Source organism: Franconibacter daqui (assembly GCF_014644275.1).
Taxonomy (GTDB): domain Bacteria; phylum Pseudomonadota; class Gammaproteobacteria; order Enterobacterales; family Enterobacteriaceae; genus Franconibacter; species Franconibacter pulveris.
The window spans coordinates 298240-322768 of record NZ_BMKJ01000002.1; the positions used below are offsets into that span (position 1 = coordinate 298240).

The 24529-nt window shown below is 46.0% G+C and carries 18 protein-coding genes and 1 pseudogene; 11 read left to right on the plus strand and 8 right to left on the minus strand.

The annotated features are described in order from the left end of the window. The first annotated feature begins 23 nt into the window (after nt 1-23). Complete coding sequence (locus tag IEX01_RS10730) at nt 24-479, plus strand: hypothetical protein (RefSeq protein ID WP_188723823.1); 456 nt, start codon at nt 24-26, stop codon at nt 477-479. 534 nt (nt 480-1013) lie between these two features. Here IEX01_RS10730 and IEX01_RS10735 read toward each other — a convergent pair. Beyond that, complete coding sequence (locus tag IEX01_RS10735) at nt 1014-1199, minus strand: YlcI/YnfO family protein (RefSeq protein WP_024558899.1); 186 nt, start codon at nt 1197-1199, stop codon at nt 1014-1016. A 197-nt stretch (nt 1200-1396) separates the two neighbouring features. On the opposite strand from IEX01_RS10735, the gene IEX01_RS10740 reads away from it, so the two are divergent. After that, nucleotides 1397-1912 (plus strand): hypothetical protein, encoded by a 516-nt coding sequence (locus IEX01_RS10740; RefSeq protein ID WP_152526317.1) that lies wholly within the window; start codon nt 1397-1399, stop codon nt 1910-1912. A 39-nt stretch (nt 1913-1951) separates the two neighbouring features. On the opposite strand, the gene IEX01_RS10745 is transcribed toward IEX01_RS10740, so the two are convergent. Continuing rightward, nucleotides 1952-2461 (minus strand): YqhG/Tai3 family protein, encoded by a 510-nt coding sequence (locus tag IEX01_RS10745; RefSeq protein WP_188723824.1) that lies wholly within the window; start codon nt 2459-2461, stop codon nt 1952-1954. Continuing rightward, on the minus strand, nt 2458-2826 hold the full coding sequence (locus tag IEX01_RS10750) for a hypothetical protein (protein WP_188723825.1): 369 nt from the start codon (nt 2824-2826) through the stop codon (nt 2458-2460). The genes IEX01_RS10745 and IEX01_RS10750 overlap by 4 nt, the downstream gene beginning before the upstream one ends. 323 nt (nt 2827-3149) lie before the next feature. On the opposite strand from IEX01_RS10750, the gene IEX01_RS10755 reads away from it, so the two are divergent. From IEX01_RS10755 to IEX01_RS21740, 7 genes are all read left to right on the plus strand, one after another. Beyond that, on the plus strand, nt 3150-3434 hold the full coding sequence (locus IEX01_RS10755) for a hypothetical protein (protein ID WP_188723826.1): 285 nt from the start codon (nt 3150-3152) through the stop codon (nt 3432-3434). 131 nt (nt 3435-3565) lie between these two features. Further along, entirely contained in the window at nt 3566-3715 is a 150-nt protein-coding gene (locus tag IEX01_RS21950) for an STM2901 family protein (protein WP_505675205.1), read from the plus strand. After that, nucleotides 3709-4035: a DUF1493 family protein gene (locus IEX01_RS10760; protein WP_188723827.1), complete on the plus strand. Its 327-nt coding sequence runs from the start codon at nt 3709-3711 to the stop codon at nt 4033-4035. The genes IEX01_RS21950 and IEX01_RS10760 overlap by 7 nt, the downstream gene beginning before the upstream one ends. A 794-nt stretch (nt 4036-4829) precedes the next feature. Further along, nucleotides 4830-7193: a type I restriction-modification system subunit M gene (locus tag IEX01_RS10765; protein WP_188723828.1), complete on the plus strand. Its 2364-nt coding sequence runs from the start codon at nt 4830-4832 to the stop codon at nt 7191-7193. After that, nucleotides 7193-8536, plus strand: coding sequence for a restriction endonuclease subunit S (locus IEX01_RS10770; protein ID WP_188723829.1), 1344 nt, complete (start codon nt 7193-7195; stop codon nt 8534-8536). The genes IEX01_RS10765 and IEX01_RS10770 overlap by 1 nt, the downstream gene beginning before the upstream one ends. After that, nucleotides 8533-11784 carry a type I restriction endonuclease subunit R gene (locus tag IEX01_RS10775; protein ID WP_188723830.1) on the plus strand — a complete coding sequence of 1084 codons (3252 nt, stop codon included), beginning with the start codon at nt 8533-8535 and terminating at the stop codon, nt 11782-11784. Before IEX01_RS10770 ends, IEX01_RS10775 begins: the two co-directional genes overlap by 4 nt. A gap of 331 nt (nt 11785-12115) precedes the next feature. After that, on the plus strand, nt 12116-12313 hold the full coding sequence (locus tag IEX01_RS21740) for a DUF1493 family protein (RefSeq protein WP_308423942.1): 198 nt from the start codon (nt 12116-12118) through the stop codon (nt 12311-12313). A 736-nt stretch (nt 12314-13049) separates the two neighbouring features. On the opposite strand, the gene IEX01_RS10785 is transcribed toward IEX01_RS21740, so the two are convergent. Together IEX01_RS10785 and IEX01_RS10790 are read right to left on the minus strand one after the other, a co-directional pair. Then, nucleotides 13050-15632 (minus strand): nuclease domain-containing protein, encoded by a 2583-nt coding sequence (locus IEX01_RS10785; protein ID WP_188723831.1) that lies wholly within the window; start codon nt 15630-15632, stop codon nt 13050-13052. Nucleotides 15633-15634: 2 nt separating this feature from the next. Further along, on the minus strand, nt 15635-17809 hold the full coding sequence (locus IEX01_RS10790; RefSeq protein ID WP_188723832.1) for an McrB family protein: 2175 nt from the start codon (nt 17807-17809) through the stop codon (nt 15635-15637). A 471-nt stretch (nt 17810-18280) separates the two neighbouring features. On the opposite strand from IEX01_RS10790, the pseudogene IEX01_RS21745 reads away from it, so the two are divergent. Beyond that, a pseudogene (locus tag IEX01_RS21745) lies at nt 18281-18546 on the plus strand (transposase); the annotation flags it as partial. A 161-nt stretch (nt 18547-18707) separates the two neighbouring features. Next, nucleotides 18708-18842, plus strand: a complete 135-nt coding sequence (locus IEX01_RS21705; protein ID WP_268237269.1) for a hypothetical protein — start codon at nt 18708-18710, stop codon at nt 18840-18842. Between the two features lie 13 nt (nt 18843-18855). Here IEX01_RS21705 and zorD read toward each other — a convergent pair whose 3' ends face one another. Genes zorD through zorB1 form a run of 3 tightly spaced genes read right to left on the minus strand, consistent with a single transcriptional unit; the run spans nt 18856 to nt 24526 of the window. Then, nucleotides 18856-22107 carry a type I Zorya anti-phage system protein ZorD gene (gene zorD, locus IEX01_RS10795; protein ID WP_188723833.1) on the minus strand — a complete coding sequence of 1084 codons (3252 nt, stop codon included), beginning with the start codon at nt 22105-22107 and terminating at the stop codon, nt 18856-18858. Further along, a complete protein-coding gene (zorC, locus tag IEX01_RS10800) occupies nt 22107-23789 on the minus strand; it encodes a type I Zorya anti-phage system protein ZorC (RefSeq protein WP_188723834.1) in 1683 nt (560 codons plus the stop codon). The genes zorD and zorC overlap by 1 nt, the downstream gene beginning before the upstream one ends. After that, entirely contained in the window at nt 23786-24526 is a 741-nt protein-coding gene (gene zorB1, locus IEX01_RS10805) for a type I Zorya anti-phage system protein ZorB1 (RefSeq protein ID WP_188723835.1), read from the minus strand. Before zorB1 ends, zorC begins: the two co-directional genes overlap by 4 nt. Nucleotides 24527-24529 lie beyond the last annotated feature (3 nt).

Genomic DNA, 24529 nt, shown 5'->3' on the forward strand with positions numbered 1-24529 from the left:
TGTCTCATAGTAGGGAGAATGCAATGAAGCATTGGCTATTGATTTTAACAAGTTGTGCCTTTTTGTCTGGATGTTCTACTTGCACTTCATATGATTTTGTTAATTCACTGTGCTCAAAGAGTAGTAGTGATTTTGCAGTTGGCAGTAATCAAAAAACTCTACCCAGTAAAACTGTTAGTAAGCCAGTAGATAAAGCAAACGAAGAAACAGTGTCAGACTTGAAGTTGACTCAAGCTTATATAGCTCAACAAACTGAAGGTACACAAAAGGCAAAGTCAAGGTGTACATTTTATCTTAGAGATATTAAGAGAAAATATAATGTCTCAACCATTAGGATTCGCTCCGCAAATGGTTCTAACAAAGTAGTAGTATGTTTGTTCGAAACACAATATCCGACGCAGTATGGATCTAATACAATAGGTTTTATCAGAATTGTTGGGAATTACGAAAATAATTTTTACCAATTAACTCAATTATAAAAGGAGAACTCAAATGGATTGAAGGGATGTAGAGAAAAAAGCAGCAATTTGAAAAAAAACTCATAAAGAGTTATGGGCGGAAAATAATGTAAAATGTCCTGCGAGAAGATTTTCTGAAAGCCTGTTGTTCTGGAGCTTTGTATATGTGTATAAATGTCTATGTTTGTTTTTGCCATAATCACTATAGAATTTTTTGGCAGATAATTTTAGATTGGTTCAGAACTAGGACTTGATCTAGAACAGACAAATAACTGTTGAAGTAAAATCTGAAGATGGCTCTGTAGGTATTACGTTCGGGTATGTTGGTCAACCAGGGACAACATACCAAATAGACTTTGAATAAAACTCTTTAATGGGGTGGGCAGGGGGCTACAGTACTATCACGTGTCTTCTCCACGTCCGTGGAGGTGGTTCTATATCAAACTCGCGGATTAAAAATATGTGGTTTGCATGAGGTTGTTTTCGTAAAGCCTGATTCGCATACCCGACCAACAAAAAGGGCCGGATTTTCCCGGCCCTTTCGGTAAGTCTGGATCAGCCTTTCGGCGTCTCCTGCTTTTTTTGGCGCTGGCGGCGCTTTATCTCGCCTTTTATGGACGTGACGACAAAACCCGCAGTGCTTTCACCGGGTTCTTTTACTTTTTCAAGCTCAGCAATCACTTCTAGCGGGACGCGGGAAACGATTTGTTGCGATTTGTTATTACGTGAACCTGTTGCCATTACTACATCTCCTTGCAATAGGTGGCATCCAGTATACGCACAAAAAGTTCTCAAACAACTATTGAAGTGGCATTCACTCAGTAATAGTATGGTGAATGCCACCAGCAAGTTTTTAGCTCGTGAAAATAGCGAAGCCCGGCAGTGTTCGCAGCACTAACCGGGCCTCTCACCACAACTTGTTAATCGGAGTAACAGCTATGGCTAACGTCAATAGTACCACACCCGCACGCCCTGAATTTATCCATCCCGCCTTTCAGGATATTTTCCCGCCCGAACTGGGCGACATTACGATTGAAGTTCTGCTCACCCGACCCTTGCATCAGGGGATGGACTTCCTGGCGCTGGCGCCGGTGTGCTCTGAACTGGCGGCGGAACTGCTCGAGACGCGCAACACCACCGCTCGCCTGGCGCTGGCCGGGCGGCTGGCGCTGGCGCTCCGTCTGCTGCGCGATAACCTGGAAGAGGATCTCACCGGGGCGCAGCGGCAAGCGCTGACTTCTACTGAACCTCCGAAAGAGCAGGCCTGCGACTTTTCACCTGACGCGGATAGCCTGGCGGATTACTGCCACACATTAACGCAGATCCTGCTAAGCAGAACCCTTGCGCCGCAGCAAGAGAAAATTATGGCGGGTCTGTTGTTTGAACTGGTGAACTACCAGACTGACACGCTGACCGCGCCGCAGTTCTGGCACGCGGAAGGGCAGGCAAACTGAAGCGGTTTATAAAAAGCAGACAGCCCGCCAGAGGCGGGCTTAATCGTTCAGATGCGCCGACCACGCTTCGGCGCGCTTTATGGCCGCGTTATTGAAAATGGGCTGTTCATAGTTATCGGTAATATCCCGCACCCGATAAATCTTCCAGACGTTATCCTCAAGGCGCAGATAAACACGCAGCTGCATGCGCTGGTTATTTTCAGTGCCGAGCCAGACATCCATTACTTTGCCGCCCATAAAATCGGTCGCCGCGCCGGTTTTCAGGCGCGATATCCACTCAGGTGCATAGTCCTGCGTATACGAGAAATAATCGGCGCTGAGAATTTCCTGCTCGTGAAGCGCGCTTATTTTATCCAGCCGCGACAGCGTTTCGGCTGAGGCATAGTTCCTGTAAAACGCCTCTTCGCTGCGGGGCTTATCATTATCTGACGCAGAAATATGCGAAAGATGTTGCTGATAAAAAGCAGCAACCCGGCTCTGCACGTCGTTTTTGCCTGAACTACACGCCGCCAGCATAAAAGCCAGCGCCAGCATCATTATTCTCATCATGGCATCCTGTAAATTACATGAGACGGTTTTGCCTGCCGGTAACCGGGGCCGCCCCACATGTCGCGCTGGCGGAAATCGGAGTGCCACGTTGAGCCGTCGAACAGGGCGATATGCCCTGCGGGGTTGCCGCCAGGCCTGGGCTGTATCACCACGATATCACCCGTCTGCGGCGTCTCGCCAGGCTTAAGGGGACGAAAGCCCGCGTGAATAAGTACCGGCCCATAATCTTTAGCAAAGTGGGTTATCGGCAATTCAATGCCGCCTGCCCGAATCGCCAGCCGCACATAGGTTGCACAAATGCCGTGAGACGACGCCCTGGCATTGTGACGGGCATAAGCTGCCGCAGCAAATTTATTCCAGCCCATTTCTCATTCCTTTTTAATAAATGAGGGCGTGTTGAAGAGAGTGAATAATAATTGCGGGATGAGGCGGTCTGGTTAGGCTAAAAATGTCATTAATAATATGTATTACGAGGCTTGAACATATTCGTTTTTAAAATTGTAGGTTGCTGTAGCGGTAAGGCGTTATGACGAGCAGTATTATTGTAATGTCGTGTAACGGGTTAGCTTTATAGGGATTCTGAAAGTTGTGGTGGATGGTGTTTCTCAGCGGTGATTTGTATTATAAAAGTTTGGATTTAATTATTTGGCATATGATAAAGGTTCCATAATCTCATCCTGGAGAGCAGATGAAAAATAAATTCAGGCTGTTACTGTGGCTCATATACCTTTTGGGATTGTTGTTTTTATTTTTGTTTTCCGGGAATAAATACGCATGGATGGCTGAAATCGATCCGTCTGTATCCCTCGATTCGATACAAAACAACTCCGATAATAACATGTTTGCCTTTTTAATCTTATGCGCTTTAATCGGTGTTCAGGTTTTAGTCTTTGTCCTTGAAAAAGGAATGCGCAAGGTAATCCCGGCACTGATAGCCCTTATTACTGTCCTTGTTTACGCGTTGCTGAATTGATGCGGTTCAAATAATGAAAGGGATGAGATTTTCAGTTAAAAGCAAATATTGAGCTATCACATTAGTCTCACGGTATTCATGCCATGCTTCAGCTACGCTTTTTGGCTTTTTAAAGCGCTCAGCACAGTAATATGCAAAGTGCCGTTACCTACCCATATGGCAGTGGCCAACAACAACTTGTATTTGGCTGGGTTATCCTTGCTAACGATGTTGCTCAAGTTAGTTTCAGGACTGTTCACCAGTATAATCTGCGCGTATGTCCGGAGGATAAAATATGGTAAACAATGAAGAGGTTTTATCTTTCTTTCGTAAAGAGTTACCTGTTCTTGCAACCTTACGACTGAAACCTATCCTCCTGGAAATGAATGATGTATTGCAAGAGTATGCTCCAGCAGATGATTTAGTAAGAGTAATTAATAAATACAGCGAGCACTTTAATGTTGATATTTCTGCTCTTAACTTTGATAACTATTATCCATGGGTGATCCCCTGGTATTACCGCAAGTGGTTTACAAAAAAAACAGTTAATCAGGTAAGTCTGCCTCTGACGGTAAAGATGTTTGCTGACTCTGCCCGCGCCGGGAAATGGTTGTTTGATTAGTTCAACCTGCGAAACTAAGCGACATCCACCCCCGCCAGATGGTTATGGCATAAGTGAGCGCTGCATCACCTTTTTCCTCTCGCGTGACTTTTACGTGGTACGCGCTGCGTTGCTGAAATCCCACCGCCACCGTATTTTAGAGAGAGATAAAGTTTGTGTTTATGGCGAAGTAACGGTGAGCGGTAATACCTCAGGGAGCTGGGATGTCACGTCCGGCTAAGTGGTCGTTACGCCTCTTGATGTTTTTAGAAATCATGTTTGTACTGATGCTTTCAGGGATATTCGACCCGCTGGCCGAAAGCTTGAAATATACCGTTACGAACCTGATGAATTACTTCCCGACTCCGGGACTGCCGTGCTGCTGACAACCCCATAATAATAAGAGTGTTTGCTGATAAAATGCATTCCTTGAGGTATCACAGCAGTACTGTATGTATTTGGTGCGTTATTAGTTTATCGCCAGCGCACCCACATTTAATACGTCAGTTCGCGCAATCAACGGGTTTTCAAAGAACCGCTTATTAATAATTAGCTGCGGGAACAGATATTGATGCCATCTCGTTTAATAATTTTATTTACTTTAATTAATAAAATTTATTCGCCTTGTCAATACATGTCTATCAAATGATTTATTGTGCTTATTGATAATGATGTGCTGAAGTGGAGTATAGAAAATTATTAGCATCTTATGTACTTGCAGTAATAAAAAATATTGAGATATTAAACGCTGGCATAATCATTTTGTGATTGCTTGTTTTTTAATCATACCTTTGTATTTTAAATGGATATCAATAATGGATGTTATGAGCTTCAACCACACGGCGTCTTTTATTTGGTCTGTTGCAGATTTGCTGCGTGGCGATTTTAAACAGTCTCAATATGGTCGCATTATTCTCCCGTTTACACTGCTTCGTCGTCTGGAGTGTGTGCTGGAGGAGACCAAAGATGCCGTTGTTGTCGAGGCTAAAAAAGTCCGCGTCTCCTCACTGCCTGAAGAAGCCAAAGAGAAATTAATCCTTCGCGCCACTAACGGCCTGACGTTTTTTAACGCCTCGCCGCTGGACCTGAGCAAAATGGGGCAAAACGATATTCAGGCCAACCTGGAAAACTACATCCAATGCTTTTCCAGAGACGCACGGGAAATTTTCGAGCATTTTAAATTCAGCGAGTTCATAGGATTGCTGGTTGATGCCAATCTTCTCTACAAGATTGTGCAAAAATTTGCCGCCACCGATCTCAGCCCGCAGGTGATCTCCAACCATGAAATGGGCCTGGTCTTTGAAGAGCTGATCCGCCGTTTTGCCGAGAGCTCCAACGAGACCGCCGGTGAACACTTCACCCCACGCGATATTGTGCGTTTAACCACCTCGCTGGTGTTTATGGAAGATGACGAGGCCCTGACCAAAGAGGGCGTTATCCGCACCATTTACGACCCGACGGCAGGGACGGGCGGCTTCCTCTCTTCCGGCATGGAATACGTGCACGAGCTGAACCCGAAAGCGGTGATGCGCGCCTTCGGCCAGGAACTGAACCCGGAGTCCTACGCCATTTGTAAAGCGGATATGCTGATCAAAGGGCAGGATGTCAGCCGCATCAAGCTTGGCAACACGCTCTCTAACGACCAGCTTCCCGCCGATCGCTTCGATTACATGCTGTCGAACCCGCCGTTTGGCGTGGACTGGAAAAAGATCGAGGGTGAGATTAACAACGAGCACACGCAGAAAGGCTTTAACGGTCGATTTGGCCCGGGCCTGCCGCGTGTTTCCGACGGCTCGCTGCTGTTCCTGATGCACCTCATCAGCAAAATGCGGGACGTACAAAATACGGATGGTTCGCAGATTCAGGGCGGGCGAATCGGCATTATCCTTAACGGCTCTCCGCTGTTTACCGGTGGCGCTGGCAGCGGCGAAAGCGAAATCCGTCGCTACATTCTGGAAGCCGATTTGCTGGAAGGCATCGTCGCGCTGCCAACCGATATGTTCTACAACACCGGCATCGCCACCTACGTCTGGATCCTCTCCAACAAGAAAGCGTTTGAGCGTAAAGGCAAAGTACAGCTGATTGATGGCACCAACCTGTGCGGCAAAATGCGTAAATCGCTTGGCTCCAAGCGCAACATCATGGGCGAAGAAGATATCCGGCTGATTACGCAGACCTTCGGGGATTTTGAAGTGGTGGATGTTACTTCGCTGGAGGCGCTTGGGCTTGAGAAAACGCCTGAGCAGAAATCAAACCGCGGCCGGCAGTCCGCGACGGCTAAAACCGAAGCCGTAAAAACCTACGCCAGCAAAATTTTCAACACTACCGATTTTGGTTATCGCCGTCTGACCATTGAGCGCCCGCTGCGTTTATCCGCTCAGGTCACGGATGAGGCGATTGCGACTCTGCGTTTTGCACCAAAACCGTTTAACGTTCCGATGGAACGTTTGTATGACGAGTTCGCATCCCAATGGCAGGAGGAGACCTACGGTGATTTCTCCGAACTGGAAGCCGAAGCGCGCGCCATCATCAAAGCTGAGTTTGCTGAGCTGAAAGAAAAGCAGATTAAAGAACTGCTCGACAGCAAACTGTGGCTGGCGCAGCGTGAGTTAATGGAAAAAGCACAACAGATTCAGACGGCATTGGGTGCGCAGGCGGGGGGCAAAACGCTTGTGAGCAATGACTTCAACAAGTTCCAGCTGACCCTGAAAGGTGCCCTCAAAACGGCTGGCGTGAAACTGGATGCGAAAGAAAATAAGCAGTTTATTGACGCCATCACCACTAAAAACCCGGATGCCGAACCGGTGGTGAAGAAGGTGCTGAAAGAAGCCGCGCAGCCGCTGTACGGCGCGTTTGAGTACAAAGGCAAGGTGGTGGAGTTTGAGCAGGATGGTGACCTACGCGATAACGAAAACGTGCCGCTGAACCCGGCCATATCTACCAGCGACCTGATTGAAAACTACTTTAAAGCCGAAGTGCTGCCGCACGTGAATGACGCGTGGATCAACGCTGATAAGCGTGATGCGAAAGATGGCGAAGTGGGTGTTGTCGGTTACGAGATCCCGTTTAACCGCCATTTCTACGTCTATCAGCCACCGCGCCCACTATCCGAGATTGATGCCGACCTGGATGCCGTCAGTGCCGAGATTATGAAACTGCTGCAGGAGGTACATTCCTGATGGCTAAGTATAAGACGTATCCGGAGTATAAGGATTCTGGGGTTGAATGGCTGGGGGAAATTCCAAACCATTGGGAAATGTTACGGCATAAATATGTGGCATTTTTTATAAAGGGTAAAAACCCAACGATTTTACTTGAGCAGCCGTTAAAGAATACTCTTCCTTATCTTTCAATGGAATGTTTAAGAAACAACATCAATGATAAGTACGCACTAATATCGAATGATGTCCGTATTGTATTGAAAGGACAACCTTTAATTATATGGGATGGTTCAAATGCTGGGGAGTTTGTTAAAGGAAAATTAGGAATCCTGTCTTCAACGATGGCTGCTGCGATATTAACTTATCCTTTATATCCACAATACTACTGGTATTTGTGCATTTCTATCGAACCTGAAATACGTAAGAATGCTACAGGTATGGGTATTCCGCATATAAATGGTGAGGAATTAAAACGCATTAATTTCGGCATCCCCTCTCTCCATGAACAAATGAAAATTGCTACTTTCCTCGATCACGAAACCGCAAAAATCGATAACCTGATCGAGAAACAACAACAACTTATTGAACTGTTGAAAGAAAAACGTCAGGCAGTGATTAGCCATGCCGTCACCAAAGGGCTAAACCCTGATGTGCCGATGAAAGATTCTGGTGTTGAGTGGCTTGGAGATGTACCGAAGCATTGGGATGTATGTGCTATAAAACATATAGTGTCGACTCCAATTACTGATGGTCCTCATGAAACCCCAGATTTTATTGATGATGGAATACCATTTATATCAGCTGAAGCAATATCGTCTGGAGTCATAGACTTTGATAAAAAACGAGCATGTATTTCAATAAAAGATCACAAAAGATTTAGCAAGAAGTATTCACCACAATTCAATGATATTTATATGGTTAAGTCGGGTGCCACGACCGGGATCACTGCAATTGTTGAAACTTATGACGATTTCAATATTTGGTCACCTCTGGCAGTTATTAGGTGCAATGACTATTCAAATCCGTATTTTGTTATTAACTTTATGCGTTCGAAGCCATTTCAAACGGCTATTGAATTGAATTGGAGTTATGGTACACAGCAGAATATTGGTATGGGTGTAATAGGTAATTTACATATAGCTCGCCCTCCAGTTAGTGAGGCTATTGAAATTGCAACCCATTTAAGGGCTAAATGTTCTAAGTTTGATGAATTAATTGATATTGCAATGATGCAAATATCAATTATGCAAGAACGTCGCACTGCCCTTATCTCCGCCGCCGTCACCGGGAAAATCGACGTCCGCGATTGGGTTGCCCCTGAGACGCAGGACGTTGAGGAACCACAGGAGGCCACCGCATGAGCATGGACAGCACCAAAGAGCTGATTTTCCAGGATGAAATGATCGCGCAAATGATCGATCGAGGCTGGATTCGTGGCAAAACCGATGGCTACGATCGCGAACGTGCGCTGTACTCGCAGGATGCATTAACCTTTGTGCAAACCACTCAGCCCCAGGAGTGGGAGAAGTTTTCCAGAGTTTATCCTGGCGACACCGAGCGGCATTTTCTTGATGCGCTGGTGACACAGCTGAAAAAAGCGGATATCAACGCCACCGATGTGTTGTCTCGTACTTACGGCACGCTGGGCGTGCTGCGCCACGGTATCAAAAGCCATAATGCGCGTTTTTCCCTGTGCCAGTTTAAGCCGGAACATAACCTCAACCCGGAAACCCTGGCGCGCTATAAACAGAATATCTGCCGCATCGTGCCGGAGCTGGTTTACAGCCCACATGCATCGAACGCCGCGTTTGAAGAAACCGGCGTTAAGGCGAAGAAATGGCGTATCGACCTGGTGCTGTTCGTCAATGGCCTGCCGATAGCGACGCTGGAACTGAAGTCTGAATTTAAGCAGACGGTCAACAGCGCCATCAATCAATACAAGAAAACACGCCTGCCGAAAGACCCTGCGACTAACAAGCCGGAGCCGCTGCTGACCTTCAAGCGCGGCGCGCTGGTGCACTTTGCCGTGAGCCAGTACGAAGTTTTTATGGCAACCAGACTCGACGGCGAGAAAACCTTATTTCTGCCGTTCAACAAAGGCACCAAAGAGGGGGGCGCGGGCAACGATGCTCCGGAAAACCCCAGTGAATACGCCAGCGGCTATTTGTGGAATGAGGTGCTGCTGCCCGAGAACCTGCTGAAAATCATTGCAAGCTTTATGCATCTGCAGATTGAAGAAAAAGAGGACTGGAACGGACTGAAGTACAAAAAAGAGAGCCTGATTTTCCCGCGATATCATCAGTGGGATGTGGTGAACAAGCTTATCGCTGCGGCAAACGAAGAAGGCACCGGCAATAAATATTTAATTCAGCACAGTGCCGGCTCCGGTAAATCGAACTCTATTGCCTGGACGGCGCATCAGCTTTCCCGGCTTTATGATGCGAAGGGCGAAAGACTTTTTCATTCCGTTATTGTGGTGACCGACCGCACCGTGCTTGATGATCAGCTGCAGGACACTATCTATCAGTTTGAACATGCCGATGGTGTGGTTGGCCGCATTAATAACAAAGAGGGTGAGGGGTCGAAATCAGACAAGCTCGCCAGCGCGCTGGAAAACTCGCAGCCGATTATTATCGTTACCATCCAGACTTTTTCGCATGTGCTTAAGGCAATTGAAAACAGCGTCAGCCTCAAGCAGCGTAAATACGCGGTAATTGCCGATGAAGCGCACTCCTCGCAGAGCGGTTCCACAGCGCGCCAGCTCAAAGAAGTGTTGATGAGTGAAGAGGCGGATGACGACGTGGTGCTGACATCAGAAGATATTCTGGATGCCACCATCGCCGCCCGCAAAGGCAGCTGCAACCTTAACTACTACGCCTTTACCGCCACGCCGAAGGCGAAAACGCTGGAGCTGTTTGGCCGCAGGCCGAATCCCCACGAGCCCGCGTCTAAAACCAATAAGCCCGCCGCGTTTCACGTTTACTCTATGCGTCAGGCCATTGAAGAGGGTTTTATTCTCGATGTGCTGAAGAATTACACCAACTACAAAGTCGCTTATAAGCTGCTGCAAAAGCTTGAAGACAAAGATCGGGAAGTTGACAGTAAGAAGGCGAAGGTAAAGCTGAGCCAGTGGGTTACGTTGCACGACCATAACATTTCGCAAAAGGTGAAGGTGATTGTGGAGCATTTTCGCAAGCACATCATGCACCTTTTGGGCGGGCAGGCGAAAGCGATGGTGGTAACCAGTTCGCGTAAAGCAGCGGTGCGCTACAAGCTGGCTTTTGATAAATACATCGCCGAAAACCACTACCACAAAATTAACGCGATGGTAGCATTTTCAGGCGAAGTTGAGTTTCAGGAAAATGATTACAACAGCCTGGCGTTGTTACACCAGAAATTCACCGAAATGAATATGAACCCGGCGCTAAAAGGTCGGGACATGCGTAAAGCGTTTGATAGTGATGATTATCAGGTCATGCTGGTGGCGAACAAATTCCAGACCGGCTTCGACCAGCCCAAGCTGTGTGCTATGTACGTCGACAAGGCGCTGGGCGGCGTGGAATGCGTGCAAACGCTGTCTCGTCTAAACCGTACTTACCCCGGGAAAGCGGAGTCCGGCACTTTTGTTCTCGATTTCTATAACGACCCTGAAGATATTCTCGAGGCGTTCCAACCTTATTATCAGACGGCTGAATTAACCGATGTTACTGACCCAAGCCTGGTATTCGATCTCTATGAGAAGCTACGCAGCAGCGGTATTTTTCTGTGGAATGAAGTGGAGCAGTTTTGCGAAGCTTTCTACAGTAAAAATAAATCCAATGCCGCTATCAGTAATATCTGTAAGCCTGCCGTTGAGCGCTGGAAGCTTCGCTACTCCTCTGCGGTTGATACCTATTTAAAAGCCAAAGAGATATTTGAATTAACCAAAAAAGATACGCAGAGCCCGGTATTGATTGCTAACGCGGAAAACAGCTTTAAAGCCTGTAAGCAGGAAAAAGACCGTCTGGAAATCTTCAAAAAAGATCTTGGTAGCTTTGTTCGTTTCTATGAGTTTATGTCGCAGATTGTTGAGTATGATGACAAGTCGCTGGAAAAGCTTAGCCTGTTTGCTCGTCATCTTCGCCCGTTGCTGCATGAACAGCGACTGGAAGAGGACGAGATTGATTTAAGCAACGTGGAGATGAGTCACTATCGCTTATCAAAAATTCATGAACAGCATATTAAGCTGCAAGAGGAAGCTCCAGAGTACAAACTAAAGCCGGGCAACGATATCGGCACCGCCAAAGCGAAGGATAAGAAAGAAGAGTTTATGTCACATATTCTGGCGCGGCTGAACGAACTTTTTATTACCGACAATCTCACTGATAAGGACATGATTAATTATGCTTTTATGGTGCGCGATAAGCTTTCTGAAAACGAGGCAGTGATGACCCAGATCGCGAACAATACACGTGAGCAGGCGATGCTGGGCGATTTCCCGAAAGCTATTGATGATGCCGTTATGGACAGCAACGACGCCCAGCAAGAGATGATGATGCAATACCTTTCTAACCCTGAATTGGCGAAAGGCTTTGCCCGCGTGGTGTTTGATATGCTGAAAGGGGCATAACAAGCTATAAAGGTGCCATGAGGTTACTAACGTCATGGCTTTTTTATCTGTATTGTTACGTTTAACTTTACCAGGAGAAACTGATTGGTACAGTGGAAGAGATAAACGGTACCTATTATTTTGATGGTCTTTCAAACTAGTTTCAGGACTGTTCACCAGTATAATCTGCTCGTATGTCCGGTGGATAAAATAGGGTGAACAACCTCATGGATAATGAGGTCAGGCAGTTCATTAAGGATGAATTGCCTTTAGTCACGACGCTGTTCAGAAAGGTTGAGATTGATGATAGTGCTACGCTGCAAGAATTTTTGAGGCTGACGATGTAGCTGAAATGGCAGAAAAATTCTTCAGCCATTTTGATGTTGAGCCAGCCCGTTTTTCTTTAAGCAATTACTATCCCTGGAAAACGAGATCTTTCTTCTCACGTAAGCCGCAAAGTAAAGATCAAAAACCGTTGACCATAGCGATGTATATCGACTCTGCACGCGCCGGAAAATGGTTGTTTGATGAGTCCAGCCTGCGAAACTAAGCGAACATCCACCCAATGGCTAATGGCATCTCTGAGCCTCTGGCGCCATTTTGCTGCCACTCAAATCTGAAAAACAAAAAAGCCACCCTTGCGGGGTGGCTTAATTATATGATTTTACAGCTAAAATTTGGTGGCCCCTGTTGGGTTTGAACCAACGACCAAGCGATTATGAGTCATGAAGGTATTGCTATCATACATCTTCTCATTTGTTCTGGTTTGTATATTAAATTCATAAAAATCATTAGCTTATTAATTGATGTTTGTTTTTGTTTGTCTCTGGATGTTCTGGGCAGTAAGATCGTTACCTGACCCATTACCTGACCCAAACTTTTACTGGGTCAGGTAACAGAAAACTAACAGGTGATGGTGTGGCAACTCAGTTAACTGATACAGCAATCCGCGGACTTAAACCGAAAAGCACTTCGGTAATGGTCGGCCTCGCGGAGGATACTGATGATCTGTTCGTCGGAAAATGGCTTCTTCATGGGGATATCCTCATGTGACTTATGAAGACATCACTAACATCAACATCACGGTGTATTAATAACGGGGAGCAGGTCAGTTGTAGTCGCGGGTGATTAATTTTTTACAGCGATGGCCTTTCTTATGGATGGAAAAGCCTTATTTTTTGTATTCAGTGTGCCACTACAATACAGTTAGAAAACTATATTCAGGTATGTCTCAGATAACGGAGTAGTGGACGGTAAGCTCTGGCATTCTTTTGGACAAAAACATGTTAAACGGGGGACTCGCAGTTTGGACATTTGATATTAATCGATGACATGGGCATCAAGGACAAGTAAGTCCAGTACTCTCCATTTTTGATAAGCCTCGTATTGCAAGAGCCACAATGGGTATAAACCGTAAATTGTGTGCACTCATTGCACCGATACCAACGCTTTTCTTTGTTGGAGCGTATTGGATTAGAAACGTCTTCAACGTCTGATGAGCCACAAGAAACACAGAAATTCACGGCATGAGTATCATCCGATGCTCCTCGTAAAGGAGAGTTATCTTCAATGCCGTACTGTAGAAACATGCCAAGCATACGCTGAATTTCGTCAAGATAGCGTTGCGAGTTCATTGGATTGGCACATACCGCCCCATAGCTTGTTGCCTGGCGTCCGTGATACGCATGTTCCCAATCGAACATGGAAAGCTCGCCGAGATAACTGTTTTTCGCCCATTCTTGCGGGGATACAATTTTCTCCACTGCCTCTAACACGGGATGAAGAACAAATACGCTGTTCTCTTGGCCTTCGCTATAATCTTTGTCACTGTAAAGTTCATGGATAACTCCACCGACTCCACCTCTTTGCTTGAGATATGCAGCTGAATAGTACTTTGCATCAACGACTAGCCGCTTTGAAATCTGCTCACCACTTTTTGTGGTCGCTTTCACATCCAGAACAAAATCTGGGCGCTTACCATTGGCTAGAAACGGCTCGTATTGCAAAGTAATCGCTCTGGAAACACTTGGGTTGAAAAGCTGAATGCTGAATTTTTCTTCATTGCCTTGAATATTCGAAATTAATTTACGTTTCCAGTTATCCTCCAGCTGATATCGCAAAGCATGAGTTAACACCTTAATGATTTGAAGCAAACACCAGCGTTCATAGAGTAGTGGCATGTTGATCAGGCCTATTGCCTCGATCTTCTCCAGCGAAATCAAAATGTCTTCATCTGGCAGACCAATCTGTTCTTTCAACTTTTTAAAACCTGAGTGGACCGCTTGGTAGGCAGGGTTCTGTACAAATGTCATGGAGTTAGGAAAGGTACTTTTACTTTTGACTTTGCATTGACGCCATTCTTTCTCTAGTTGTTGGAAAGGTTTTATTTTTGGCTCCAGAACTTTGCGTACTATTTCCACTTTTTCACGTTCAGTGACAAAGTAACTCAAACGTTTATTGATGGTCGAACGCTCTTTTTCCTGTTCAGAAAGCTCTTCCGGTGTTAGCTTCATTTTCCAGTTATTTTGATTTAGAACAATACCTCGCTTGCGCAATTTGGAAAAATTGTCTTTAAATCTCTGAAGTGATGGCGAATCTGCCAAAAAATTTAGTCGGAATATGTGATTTGGGCGCAAGATCGAAGCTGTTCCTCTCTTAGAGGGCGCAGGCATTATCGCTTCCATCTCATAGTCGCTGTAAGGCTTAAACAAGCTTGCGTACGGGCTTCCAGAGCTAAAAATAGTATATCTATCTTGCTCAAACTGTTGCCAATCATCACTTAGTTGGGGCTTGATTTTAGCCCACCATTCATTCTCAGAACCTGTAGATTTTTCTAACCTGAGGTAAACTTTGGTGGCAATATTTTGTGAAAAGTACATATTGGCATTAATTTCATCTAATTTATTCGCTAGGTCTTTATTAATTTCTTTTGTATCAAAGAGCTTTTTCAGCCGCTCTAAGTCTTTAACCACTAGATCACGGTTGATAGAGCGATAGTTTTTTAAACTTTCTAAACGCTCATTAAGCTTGTCGACGGCATCAGAGAAACGACTTGTTTTGCTCTCAGCCACCCTAACCAATTGCTTTACAATGTTCAGCGTGCTCGAAACAACATACAAGACATATTGATTTTCAGGCACGTTGTAGCTCGGCTCAGATGCGCGACTGGTTAAATGGTTACGCGAACCCTTAGTGCAAATCTCCATAAACGTGCGTGGAACAGGGCGTACTTCTTTGGTCGGCTTCAATTGTTGAATTTCTTTCAGCTCAACTTTGGGCTTTTTGAGGATTGTTTGTACATTAATCAGAATAGATGCGACCAGTGACAAAGCCTTTTGATCGATGGCCGCCACCAGAGAATTTTTAGCGTCGCCCGTAATATGGCTGTTCTCATCGAGAATCAACTCCCACAGGTCTGCTTTGAAATCTAATAGGTAGCGAGAAAGGTCTGATTTGGTCTGTTCGGAAATATCAATATCGAGCTTTAGCGTTGAGTTACCAACAACGAATGTAATCTGGCCAGCAGTTCGCCGCGCCTCACTACGCCAAACCCGTTGTTTTGTATCCCAATGAGCAGGCTCAACCCACCACACAGAATTAGAAGCAGGATCGATAACCGACTCTAACGGCTTCTTCTCGCCATTGGGCATTGCAATATAAGGCGGTGATTTGTCGCCGTGTTTAGCTTTAATTGCTAGTTGAGCAAATCGTAGCTCGTCGACCCTAGGGTAGATGATCGTATGCGCAGAGAATGTGTTGTTTCCCAGATGCTCAAGCTTCAGCGAGTACTCTGACTCGTTAACACTTACTAAGGTTTGCTTATCATGCCATTTGGTTTCGATAAACTTGATAATGAATGGAACGTCCATGATTATGCCCAGTAGTTCACAACGCCATCATTTGCTTCGGCTGTCTTTACCAAACGCTCTACCGATTTGGTGCATGAAAACTCCGCCGCAATCTCTGTCTGATTATCCAAAAGGTATTCAAGGCGAGGTAAGAATACACGGCTAACAAGCTCAACTTTACTATAATCGCCCACTTGCTTATCGCCATCAAACGTGAATTTAGGCAACACCTTATGAACGATAAAGTTGTTAATAGCCAGAGGTTTATTGTCGTTTACATCGCTAAACAAACTTATGTAGTTAAGTCCCTGACGAATGGTACGCATGCCAAACTCCACTCCAAGCGGGTCGAAAACTTCTCGATTTAGGGTGGTGAACAGCTCACAGAATTCATCCGAACGTTCAAATTTCGGATAAGGCCTACGTTCGCCAAGCTCTGCAATATCGAACACAAGTGGCAAATTGACGTCATCAAGTCCGTAAGACTCGATCTCATCAAAAATTGCATTCCAGTCTGTCAATAAAGGACTCTTAAATTTCATCACATGTGCACGATCGAGAATTTTTGGTGATAGGTAATGGGTAGTCTCGTCGATGTTAATTGCACCAATGATCCTAACGTTTGCTGGAATCGTGATAGACGAAGGCGTGCCAAGAACACCTGCCAACATGCGTCTGATGTCACCATGGTATTTAATCAACGAATCTTTGTCGCTAAAGCCAAACGAGCGCTTCATTTCAGCGTTAATCTCTTCATCCTGCAGGAGCGCAACGAAGTCCACGATGCCATTTTTACTGAATTTTTCTTGTGCGTTAGAAATGACCGAAACAACCCCTTTTAGCTCTGCAAGAACATGGGCTGCTTCATCATCCGAATAAAGCTGAATCGTCGGTTGCTCGCTGCGCTCCTCTAGCTTGGACAGAAAATCGGCAAAGTAATATTCCACACGGGCAAGGTTCATTTCGTCTAAGCAGATAAAGTATGGGATATCTGGGTTTTGCTTAGCCTCGATTAATGCCTCAAGAAATGGCGTCGCCAGGTATTTCTTCTCTAGTGGGTTGTAATAGCCCAGCAAGTCCTCTGAACTGGTCCAGTTCGGTTTAACGGGGATGATTTTCGATACTCCACCAATCGCTTTAGCAAATGACTGAACTAGGTTCGTTTTGCCTGAACCCGAATCGCCCGCCAAAATGATAAGGTCATTGGTGCGAATTAGAGTAAGGAAATTCTCGATGATATGGCGCGGGTACAGAATGTCCCGTTCTTTCAAGTGTGCTTGAATGTAAGAAACTGCATTACTGTATTTAGAGTCAAGGGTTTGTGAAAAGGAGATATGTTTACCTTGCTGTGCTGCAGATGAACGATTGCCTACAAAAAAATCGAAATCTTCATCATCCAGAAACTCAAAGCTCTTAAGGAATAGAGCCTTACTCTCGACATAGGCTTTCAAGCGTTCAATTTTTTTTGACATCGTCTCTTCTACCTTCTTTTGCAACGCGATTTTGCGTAGCCATTCTGTATTTTTTTCTTCCAACTCTTGAGCTTTAACTCTTGCTTGGGAAAGAACATTATTATTTTTATTTAGGTCTTCTTGGATTTGCTGAAGCAGATCTTCATATGATGATATCTGCGCCTTTAATGAAGATTCTTCGCGCTCGAATTCTGCCTTTAGCGCACTGACTTCGCCGTCAATTCTTGATTGAACGTTCTGTAAATGCAGCTTATAAACAGCATCATCCAGTAAGATACTTTCATCGCCTTTGATGATGTCATTCGTCCTATATTCAGGAAGTTTGACAAGTCGACGAACTGAACTCACCACCACATTGCATTCGAATGGGTTTTCATGTTTTTTACGCTCGGATTGAGGCGCTAAAGCAAGCTCGCATGAGATAAAACTCTCATCTTCTATACCAAACAACTCTTCGACGCTTTTGAAAGAAACAAAAACACCTTTGACCATGGCCAAACGGACATTAATGGGGTATTCAATGTCCAGTCCCGTTTGGAGGGATTTTATATCTAGAAGAAGTGTTGGGAGCTTTCGGGCACCAGAGTTTGTTCGATTTTGAATCTTGCCCCAAACTGCCAGTTTTCCGCTAGTGGAACCCCAGCTCTCGCAAAGTCGTCGATAAAGCCCTTCATCAGAGAGTCCTTTAACTTCTTCAGGGTCATAAATAACTTGTTCTAAAGCCATGATTGAATCGCCACTGATAACCTAGATATATCTGATTCATTGATGATATTGGTTTTAATATTCCGTCGGTGACATCTTATCGCTCGAAGCATGCCGACGCTTACTGTTACATAGCATTTTGATGTAATCGAAAAGATCGCAGCGGCCTCCGGTAAGTGTCAAGGTAGTTGTCACCCCTTAGTTAATTTAAGCTGTCTGTTTTTCCCGCTCCGGATTCAAAGTCACAGGACCTTCCGGTTGCCAGTTTCTTGTCCTCCCTGACTCGCGTTCAGGATGCGATTTCTGCGCCCGACTGTACAGTTCATGACGTCGTTTCAGTAAGCCATAGTCTTCCACATGGCGCCGCTCTTACCAACCCGTAAATTTATCCGCAGGTATCTTCCAGCGTTCTGAACCCCCATGACGGCTACCGAGGCACATATTTCAGTGTCCGGAACAGCGACTCCGCATACTACCAGCAGCCGTGTGTTCACCGATTCAGTTATGCCTGAACTTAATCAGTGGCAGCAGCACTCGCGGGAGAGGGTTTGCTCCTTCGTCAGGCTGGATGCGATTCATAGTAAAATCCACGAAGATGGCCGGTATCAGAGTAAGGTTGCTTATACCCTACAGGTGCTGAATCTAGAAGGCAAAAAGAAGTTCCAAGCCTGTATCTATATAAAAGCGAAGGGGCGAACTTCTGGCTGTCGGTACTGAGCGATCTGCAAAATCGCGTAGTGGAGGATATTCTGATTGCATGAGTAGATGATGTATCTTGAGGATTACATCACCTGAAAAACAAAAAAGACCTAGCCAGTTTCCTGTCTAGGTCCTTGATAAATTGGTGTGTAGTGGGACGCTAAATTTGGCTATCTGAGTTTAGGTGATATGCTCACCTCAAAATTTCACAGGTGAACCAATGAGCAACGCATTTACTGCTGAATTTAAACGTGATGCTGTGGTCCATGCAAATCGGATTCGTTCCTACCTGATGGCAGCATTTAACTACGGCCTGAAAGCTGATAACGATCCGATGAATACCAGCGTCGGTTAGCATTTAGCGGTATTTAAATGGAAGATTTTCTGGCAACAACAGCCTCAAAATCAGCACCACTCAAATCAGGAGCTGCACACAGCATATCTCTGGCCAATGCACGTCGACGCTGCAGAAGGTCATCCAGAGTTTCTTCAAAAGTAATGATTTCAGAGTCCCTTACCGTCGGGTAATAGACATACACATCTTTAGTTTGCCCAATTCGGTACGCCCGGTCCGTTGCCTGATCTTCTTTGGCTGGATTCCAGCAGCGAGTGAAATGAATAACATGGTTGGCTTTCTGGACGTTAACGCCGAACCCGACAGCAACCGTAGAGAGAATAATCACCCCAAACCCAGGTTGAGATTGAAAATCATCAATCAGGCGCTGGCGGCTGTTTTGGTTTTGACTTTTAGTACTGGTATCACCGTTGATAATGACAGGGCGGAAACCAAACTTTTGATGGATAGCATGTTGAAGTTCGCGCTGTAAATCTCGAAGCTCCGTAAAAATAATGACCTTATCTTTCGTGGTGTGTTTTATTTCTGCGAGTATTTTCAGCAGCCAGTTAAGTTTGGGGGAGTTATCACGAAAACGTGGCTCCGGATTAACTACTGCAGGGTGTGCACAGATGAGTTTCAGTCGGTGTAACAAACCTAACATACCGGTTCCGGCCTGCTGCATCCCTTCGCTCAGTGCTTGCTGCTGTTGCCAGTTTGCAACAGACGAAAGGTAGAGCTGTTTTTGCACGCCAGACAACGTCAATTGCTTGCAGCTTTCCACTTCAATTTTCTGGGGTAAATCACGCGCAACTTCTTCTTTAGTGCGGCGTAAAGTCTGAGGTTCTATCAGCGCCCGCAGGCTTTCCAGCCGTTCCGTATCGCGGTCATTTTCGTTCTCAATGGGACGAACATAGTGTTTACCAAATTCATTTAGTGCCCCTAACAATCCTGGCTGGGCAAAGTCAAATAAGCTCCACAGGTCAACAAGTGTATTTTCGACTGGCGTTCCTGTGCATGCCACTTTAAACCGGGCATGTACCGCGTTGGCCGCATGTGTGATTAACGCAGCTGGGTTTTTTATTTTTTGTGCCTCGTCGCACACCATAATGGACCACGGCTGGCGTGCCAGAGAAAACTCCTGGTCGCGAAGCGTTTCGTAGGTCGTCAGGATGATTTTCGCCTCACCTTGCCAGCCGGGTTTAAGCAGGTTTTTGATCCCCTGAGATTGCAGATGAGCAGGTATAGCCTGTTTGGGATATTTTACCGCTTTAATGGTCTCACCATACAATTTCAATACCGGTATTCCTGCGGTATAGAAAAAATTGTCCAGTTCACGTTCCCAATTATCTAGAAGAGAGACAGGAGCAACAATGAGACTCGGTGGTTCTTGCGGGAATTTTTCAATGAACCATACCAGGAAGCTCAGAATTTGCAGCGTTTTCCCAAGCCCCATATCATCCGCCAGCAGGCAACCTGCTGTTTCCTCAGGTGAACGAAGGAAGAGTTGCTGGAGCCAGGCTACGCCTTCACTTTGATGGTCTTTGAGCCGGATATGATCTTTAAGGCTTAGAGGAATTTCAGGCTCGGCATGACGCGCATTGAGGAGTGAATTGCGGCGCTGTTTGATGTAGGCCGCTTCTTCAATATTCTGCTCAATTTTAAGTACAGCTCGGGCAGTTTTATCTGCAATATTAGCTTGAGATTCATTTGCAGTGCTTTGCTGTTTTTCCCAGTTCTTACTGAAGGTTTTAGCAGCATCTAACGGTAATTGGCTGTCATTCCATGGTGCGGTGATATGCGTTTCACCAGCGGCTTCTGCCTGATTAATTCTCTCCTGCAGTTCATCAAAATGGTGAAGATTTTCAGGTTGCCAGCCAGACAGTGTTTCGACTGAAAACGCGGAGAAATCGATGTCATCAGGAAGCCAGTTTTCGCTTTGCGCTTTGGTCAGCCAGGGAGAGGATATTTTTTCAAATTCACCAATGCCAATCACGCGATCACCATACTTCGCAATATCCAGCACATCGCTAAATTCTTTTCCTTCAATTTCTTGCTGCCAGCGAGTTAGCAGTCCCTGGCAATCGTGCCACTGCTGTTCAGTGAACTGACTTAATTCCAGCTCGTAACCTTGCCATGAACCGGCAGGCATCTGTGCAGCGACGCTAATACCGAGTTGCTGTATGAATTTATCCAGCTCCCAGGGTGCTGAGAACACAAAAGTGATTTCTGGCTGCGGAACAGGTGAAACAGGCTCAAGTACCAGCGTAACTTCTGCGATCTTACTTTCCGCATTTAGTTGCGGTATCAACCTAAAATGATGAAAGAAAATCCTGGCATCAAACAGTGCTTGTTCATGTTCTTCAGGGGCGATAACACTGGCGGCATCTTCACCCAGGAAGGTATAAGGATTGCGAACAAAGGAAAGCGCTTCACTTCCAGCCACTCGACGGCCTGGGATCGAGTGTATTGAATTTAAGACATCTTTCACTTCGGGAGGGATAATGACATGGCTGAGTTCGCCATTCTCGCCGGGGATACGATAGCTATCGTGAACCTGCGAGTTCTTGTCAAAACTGGCCAGCCAGTTAGCAGGCTGATCCTCGAAATGGGGCTCAATTTCGATAACCGCAGTATCGGCAATCGTTGCTTTACGCAATCGTAATGACAATGAAGTTGGTTTAACGACATGCGTTTTTTCTAAATAATCATCAAATTTTGCGGCAGCTTGTTTCGCACATTTGCGAATAGCGGCCCATCCCAGCTGGTTAGCGGTTTCGCCAGGAGTCTGATTTTGCTGTGCACTGAGTTGTTCTATTGCTTGTAAGAGTGCCCAGTTTTCCCGCGATAACAGGTGTTGCTGATTTTCATGGGTTAAAATGGCACCGATACGACTGAAACGGATTGGCTTGCGGGCTGGAAACGTAGCCCATTCAGCAATCCAGACGCGAAAATCGCTATCGCTTAACGCACCTCGTGAACTCAGGCTTGCGCGTAAAGGCAGTACGTCAGGTACACCGATGAGAGGCAGGCTGCTGGCATGTTCCTCATCCTCCAGCAGGCGATACAGTGCGTCCCAACTCAACAACCACCGGTCTGTAAGTGATATCAGATAGTCTTCTTCAGCCAGTTGTTCAAGCCAGGATGCCAGTGCCCAAAGCTGCGAATCATCAACCAGCGATAGCGGAAAGTTGAGTCCGTTTTCCTCAACTTGGTACTGATTCTTTAGGTGGCGTTCTATCTGCTGACGGTTTCCCGCCAGTTTACTTAACAGACGTTTCAGCATTATTTGATCCAGTAACGATGCGGTTCTTTAGCCACGGGCGCAAAGCCTAGCCGTAACAACTCTCTTTCTATGGTGTTGTCAGGTTCACTGAGTTGTACGGACAGTACGCCACCTTTTTGTCGATTATCGCTAACGATACATGACCTACCCTCAACGAGGTGCTGTATAGCCGTATCACGCAATGGGTTGATGATTTTGATGTCGGACATAGAGGTGGGAGAGGACGCTTTTGTATCGACAAACTTGACGGGTTCTTCTGCCATCCACCGAATGCCCAACTTGCGTAGCTCATCGTCGTATTTCAACATCCAGCCGGTTATCCGAACTTTGTTATATCCCTCAGCACGAGGTGCATGGGACAGCCTGAGCGCGCAGCGCCCCTGATCTTTTAGATGAATATTGATATCAAGCGTGCGTGTTTCAGGGTTAAATGGCGCGTGACCTATTCGATAGGCATACATCGCATTTCCTGTCCCAGAAAATTCGACGAACAGATAATCATTGATCTGCATAATCATGGCGTTATCAAAGCTACGTCCGCCTCGTAAATAGCTCAATCGTCCCTTATTCTCTTCGCGGAATTTCACAAAGTCACTACCATGATCTTGCCAGGCATCAGTTCCCATGACGATACGGGTAAATCCCATCTGATTGGCGAAACGTAGCCAATAAAAGAGTCTGGCTTGGTCAACATCGCCGTTTCCGCGTAACAGCTCGAAGAAATGCATCAGGTCTTGTTTAGCCAGCCAGCCGCGTACCATAGCTGCTACGGGTTCAGAAACGTACTGATGCCATTTATTCTGCTGGCTTTTCAGTTGCGGGTTATCCCAATACTCCAGCGCGGCCTGCTTCAAAGCTGAATGAGCCTGATCGCGATAGATAGAATGATAATAGCGAGTCAGAATTGCAGTGATGATGTCATCACGAAAACGTACCCACTGCGCAGCCAGACCTAACAACCAGCTAATTTTGTCCAGAAACTGGGGATCGTCGAGCGTGTCCAGTTGCGCTAAAAGCACCGTGAAAATACGTTTCCACAACCAACTGCTATCAGGGATTTGCGCGATTTTTTCTAATGATGAGAGTGAATTGCTCTCCCCCGCAAGTAACTGTCTGGAGATCACGCCTCCCGCCTGAGGAGTAAAAATATCGTAATAAAACTCAATGGTTTTCATCCACGATTTTTCTCGTCGTATAGCCGCTTTCACCACCAGGTAACCCTGAGCTATATGACTACGCAGTACGCACCAGTGTGGATTTGTCTCAGGTGATGGATTCTGGTAAGCAAAATAGCTTGAACAGAGTGCGGCCCAGTCTCGGCGTTTCAGGGTTTTAGTTTCAAGCCGCTTTTTAATTGCATTGTTTACTTCAGGGAAAAACGCATCATCCTCAAGCAGTATTGGCCGATCGGGATATGACGGATCATTATCGGCGAGTCCATAAAACACCATCCGCCACTCTCGCTCTGTTAGTTCTTGTGCAAGGCGAAGGCAACGCAGGGCCGCCAGCCGCATTTCTTGCGGCGGTGAAGGGATTTTGTCTGCCTTATCAAAACGCTTTTCCATATCGAGAGCAGCGGACGCCAGCGCGTAGAAATCATTATGCAGATAATGGTCATCCCGTTGTCCGGAAGAGAGTCTTGAGGCAATGCGTTGAGAAAGAGAACTTAGTGCAGGCGTCATAGTGGCATTACCAGCTGGCAAACTTCTTTATTAACCACCGAAGGGAAATCTAACTCATTGAGTCCATCGTGTTTATCCTTAAGCCCAAAGAACTGCATGCGCAACTCAACACGGCGGCTGGCTTCCTTGCTCTCTTTCGCGTTATTAAACGAAACGCCACCTGCCAGAAAAAGCTTACGAATCTGGATTTGCTGCTCTGTAGAAATGCTGTTCTGAAGAGGACTGCGACTATCGAGCAAACTGCACATAACCCACTCAGAGCGCTGAAGGGAAAGATGTAAGTTGTAAAGATACGAACCATCGGTATCGGTAAACCCTTCAATGACGATCTGCTTAAACCACTTCTTGCCTTCTTCACTTTCGGCTGCATCAAGCACCAGGGGGACGACATCCTGCAACGCTTTTTGTCCTTCAGCGTTAAGGAAAAACCGGTTGTGGTCGAAACGACCTGCCTCGCCGAAGCTGATACGGTTATCGTGGCAGTCAACCACGATGGTTTTGTTCACATTTCGGGCATGAAGCTCCAGGCGTTCACATAATCTGGCGATATCCTGTCCCCTGACTTTTTCCCCTTCCTCCGCACGCTGAATACGCTGTGTGACAGAACTCAATGACGCTACCATAACCACCAAAAATAATACCATCATGGCCGTCATCAAATCGGCATAGGAGATCCAGAAGGGTTTCTCAGCTTCATCGCTGCGGCGTTTTTTAACGCCAAATGCATGTCCAAACATCAG

What these genes read in the sequence shown, in the direction of transcription:
- IEX01_RS21950 (WP_505675205.1), top strand. Translation starts at nt 3,566, where the DNA reads ATGCAAAGTGCCGTTACCTACCCATATGGCAGTGGCCAACAACAACTT.
- zorB1 (WP_188723835.1), bottom strand. Translation starts at nt 24,526, where the DNA reads ATGTTTGGACATGCATTTGGCGTTAAAAAACGCCGCAGCGATGAAGCT.
- IEX01_RS10755 (WP_188723826.1), top strand. Translation starts at nt 3,150, where the DNA reads ATGAAAAATAAATTCAGGCTGTTACTGTGGCTCATATACCTTTTGGGA.
- zorC (WP_188723834.1), bottom strand. Translation starts at nt 23,789, where the DNA reads ATGACGCCTGCACTAAGTTCTCTTTCTCAACGCATTGCCTCAAGACTC.
- IEX01_RS10750 (WP_188723825.1), bottom strand. Translation starts at nt 2,826, where the DNA reads ATGGGCTGGAATAAATTTGCTGCGGCAGCTTATGCCCGTCACAATGCC.
- IEX01_RS10745 (WP_188723824.1), bottom strand. Translation starts at nt 2,461, where the DNA reads ATGATGAGAATAATGATGCTGGCGCTGGCTTTTATGCTGGCGGCGTGT.
- IEX01_RS10740 (WP_152526317.1), top strand. Translation starts at nt 1,397, where the DNA reads ATGGCTAACGTCAATAGTACCACACCCGCACGCCCTGAATTTATCCAT.
- zorD (WP_188723833.1), bottom strand. Translation starts at nt 22,107, where the DNA reads ATGCTGAAACGTCTGTTAAGTAAACTGGCGGGAAACCGTCAGCAGATA.
- IEX01_RS10790 (WP_188723832.1), bottom strand. Translation starts at nt 17,809, where the DNA reads ATGGCTTTAGAACAAGTTATTTATGACCCTGAAGAAGTTAAAGGACTC.
- IEX01_RS10765 (WP_188723828.1), top strand. Translation starts at nt 4,830, where the DNA reads ATGGATGTTATGAGCTTCAACCACACGGCGTCTTTTATTTGGTCTGTT.
- IEX01_RS10770 (WP_188723829.1), top strand. Translation starts at nt 7,193, where the DNA reads ATGGCTAAGTATAAGACGTATCCGGAGTATAAGGATTCTGGGGTTGAA.
- IEX01_RS21705 (WP_268237269.1), top strand. Translation starts at nt 18,708, where the DNA reads ATGAGCAACGCATTTACTGCTGAATTTAAACGTGATGCTGTGGTCCAT.
- IEX01_RS21740 (WP_308423942.1), top strand. Translation starts at nt 12,116, where the DNA reads ATGGCAGAAAAATTCTTCAGCCATTTTGATGTTGAGCCAGCCCGTTTT.
- IEX01_RS10785 (WP_188723831.1), bottom strand. Translation starts at nt 15,632, where the DNA reads ATGGACGTTCCATTCATTATCAAGTTTATCGAAACCAAATGGCATGAT.
- IEX01_RS10760 (WP_188723827.1), top strand. Translation starts at nt 3,709, where the DNA reads ATGGTAAACAATGAAGAGGTTTTATCTTTCTTTCGTAAAGAGTTACCT.
- IEX01_RS10730 (WP_188723823.1), top strand. Translation starts at nt 24, where the DNA reads ATGAAGCATTGGCTATTGATTTTAACAAGTTGTGCCTTTTTGTCTGGA.
- IEX01_RS10735 (WP_024558899.1), bottom strand. Translation starts at nt 1,199, where the DNA reads ATGGCAACAGGTTCACGTAATAACAAATCGCAACAAATCGTTTCCCGC.
- IEX01_RS10775 (WP_188723830.1), top strand. Translation starts at nt 8,533, where the DNA reads ATGAGCATGGACAGCACCAAAGAGCTGATTTTCCAGGATGAAATGATC.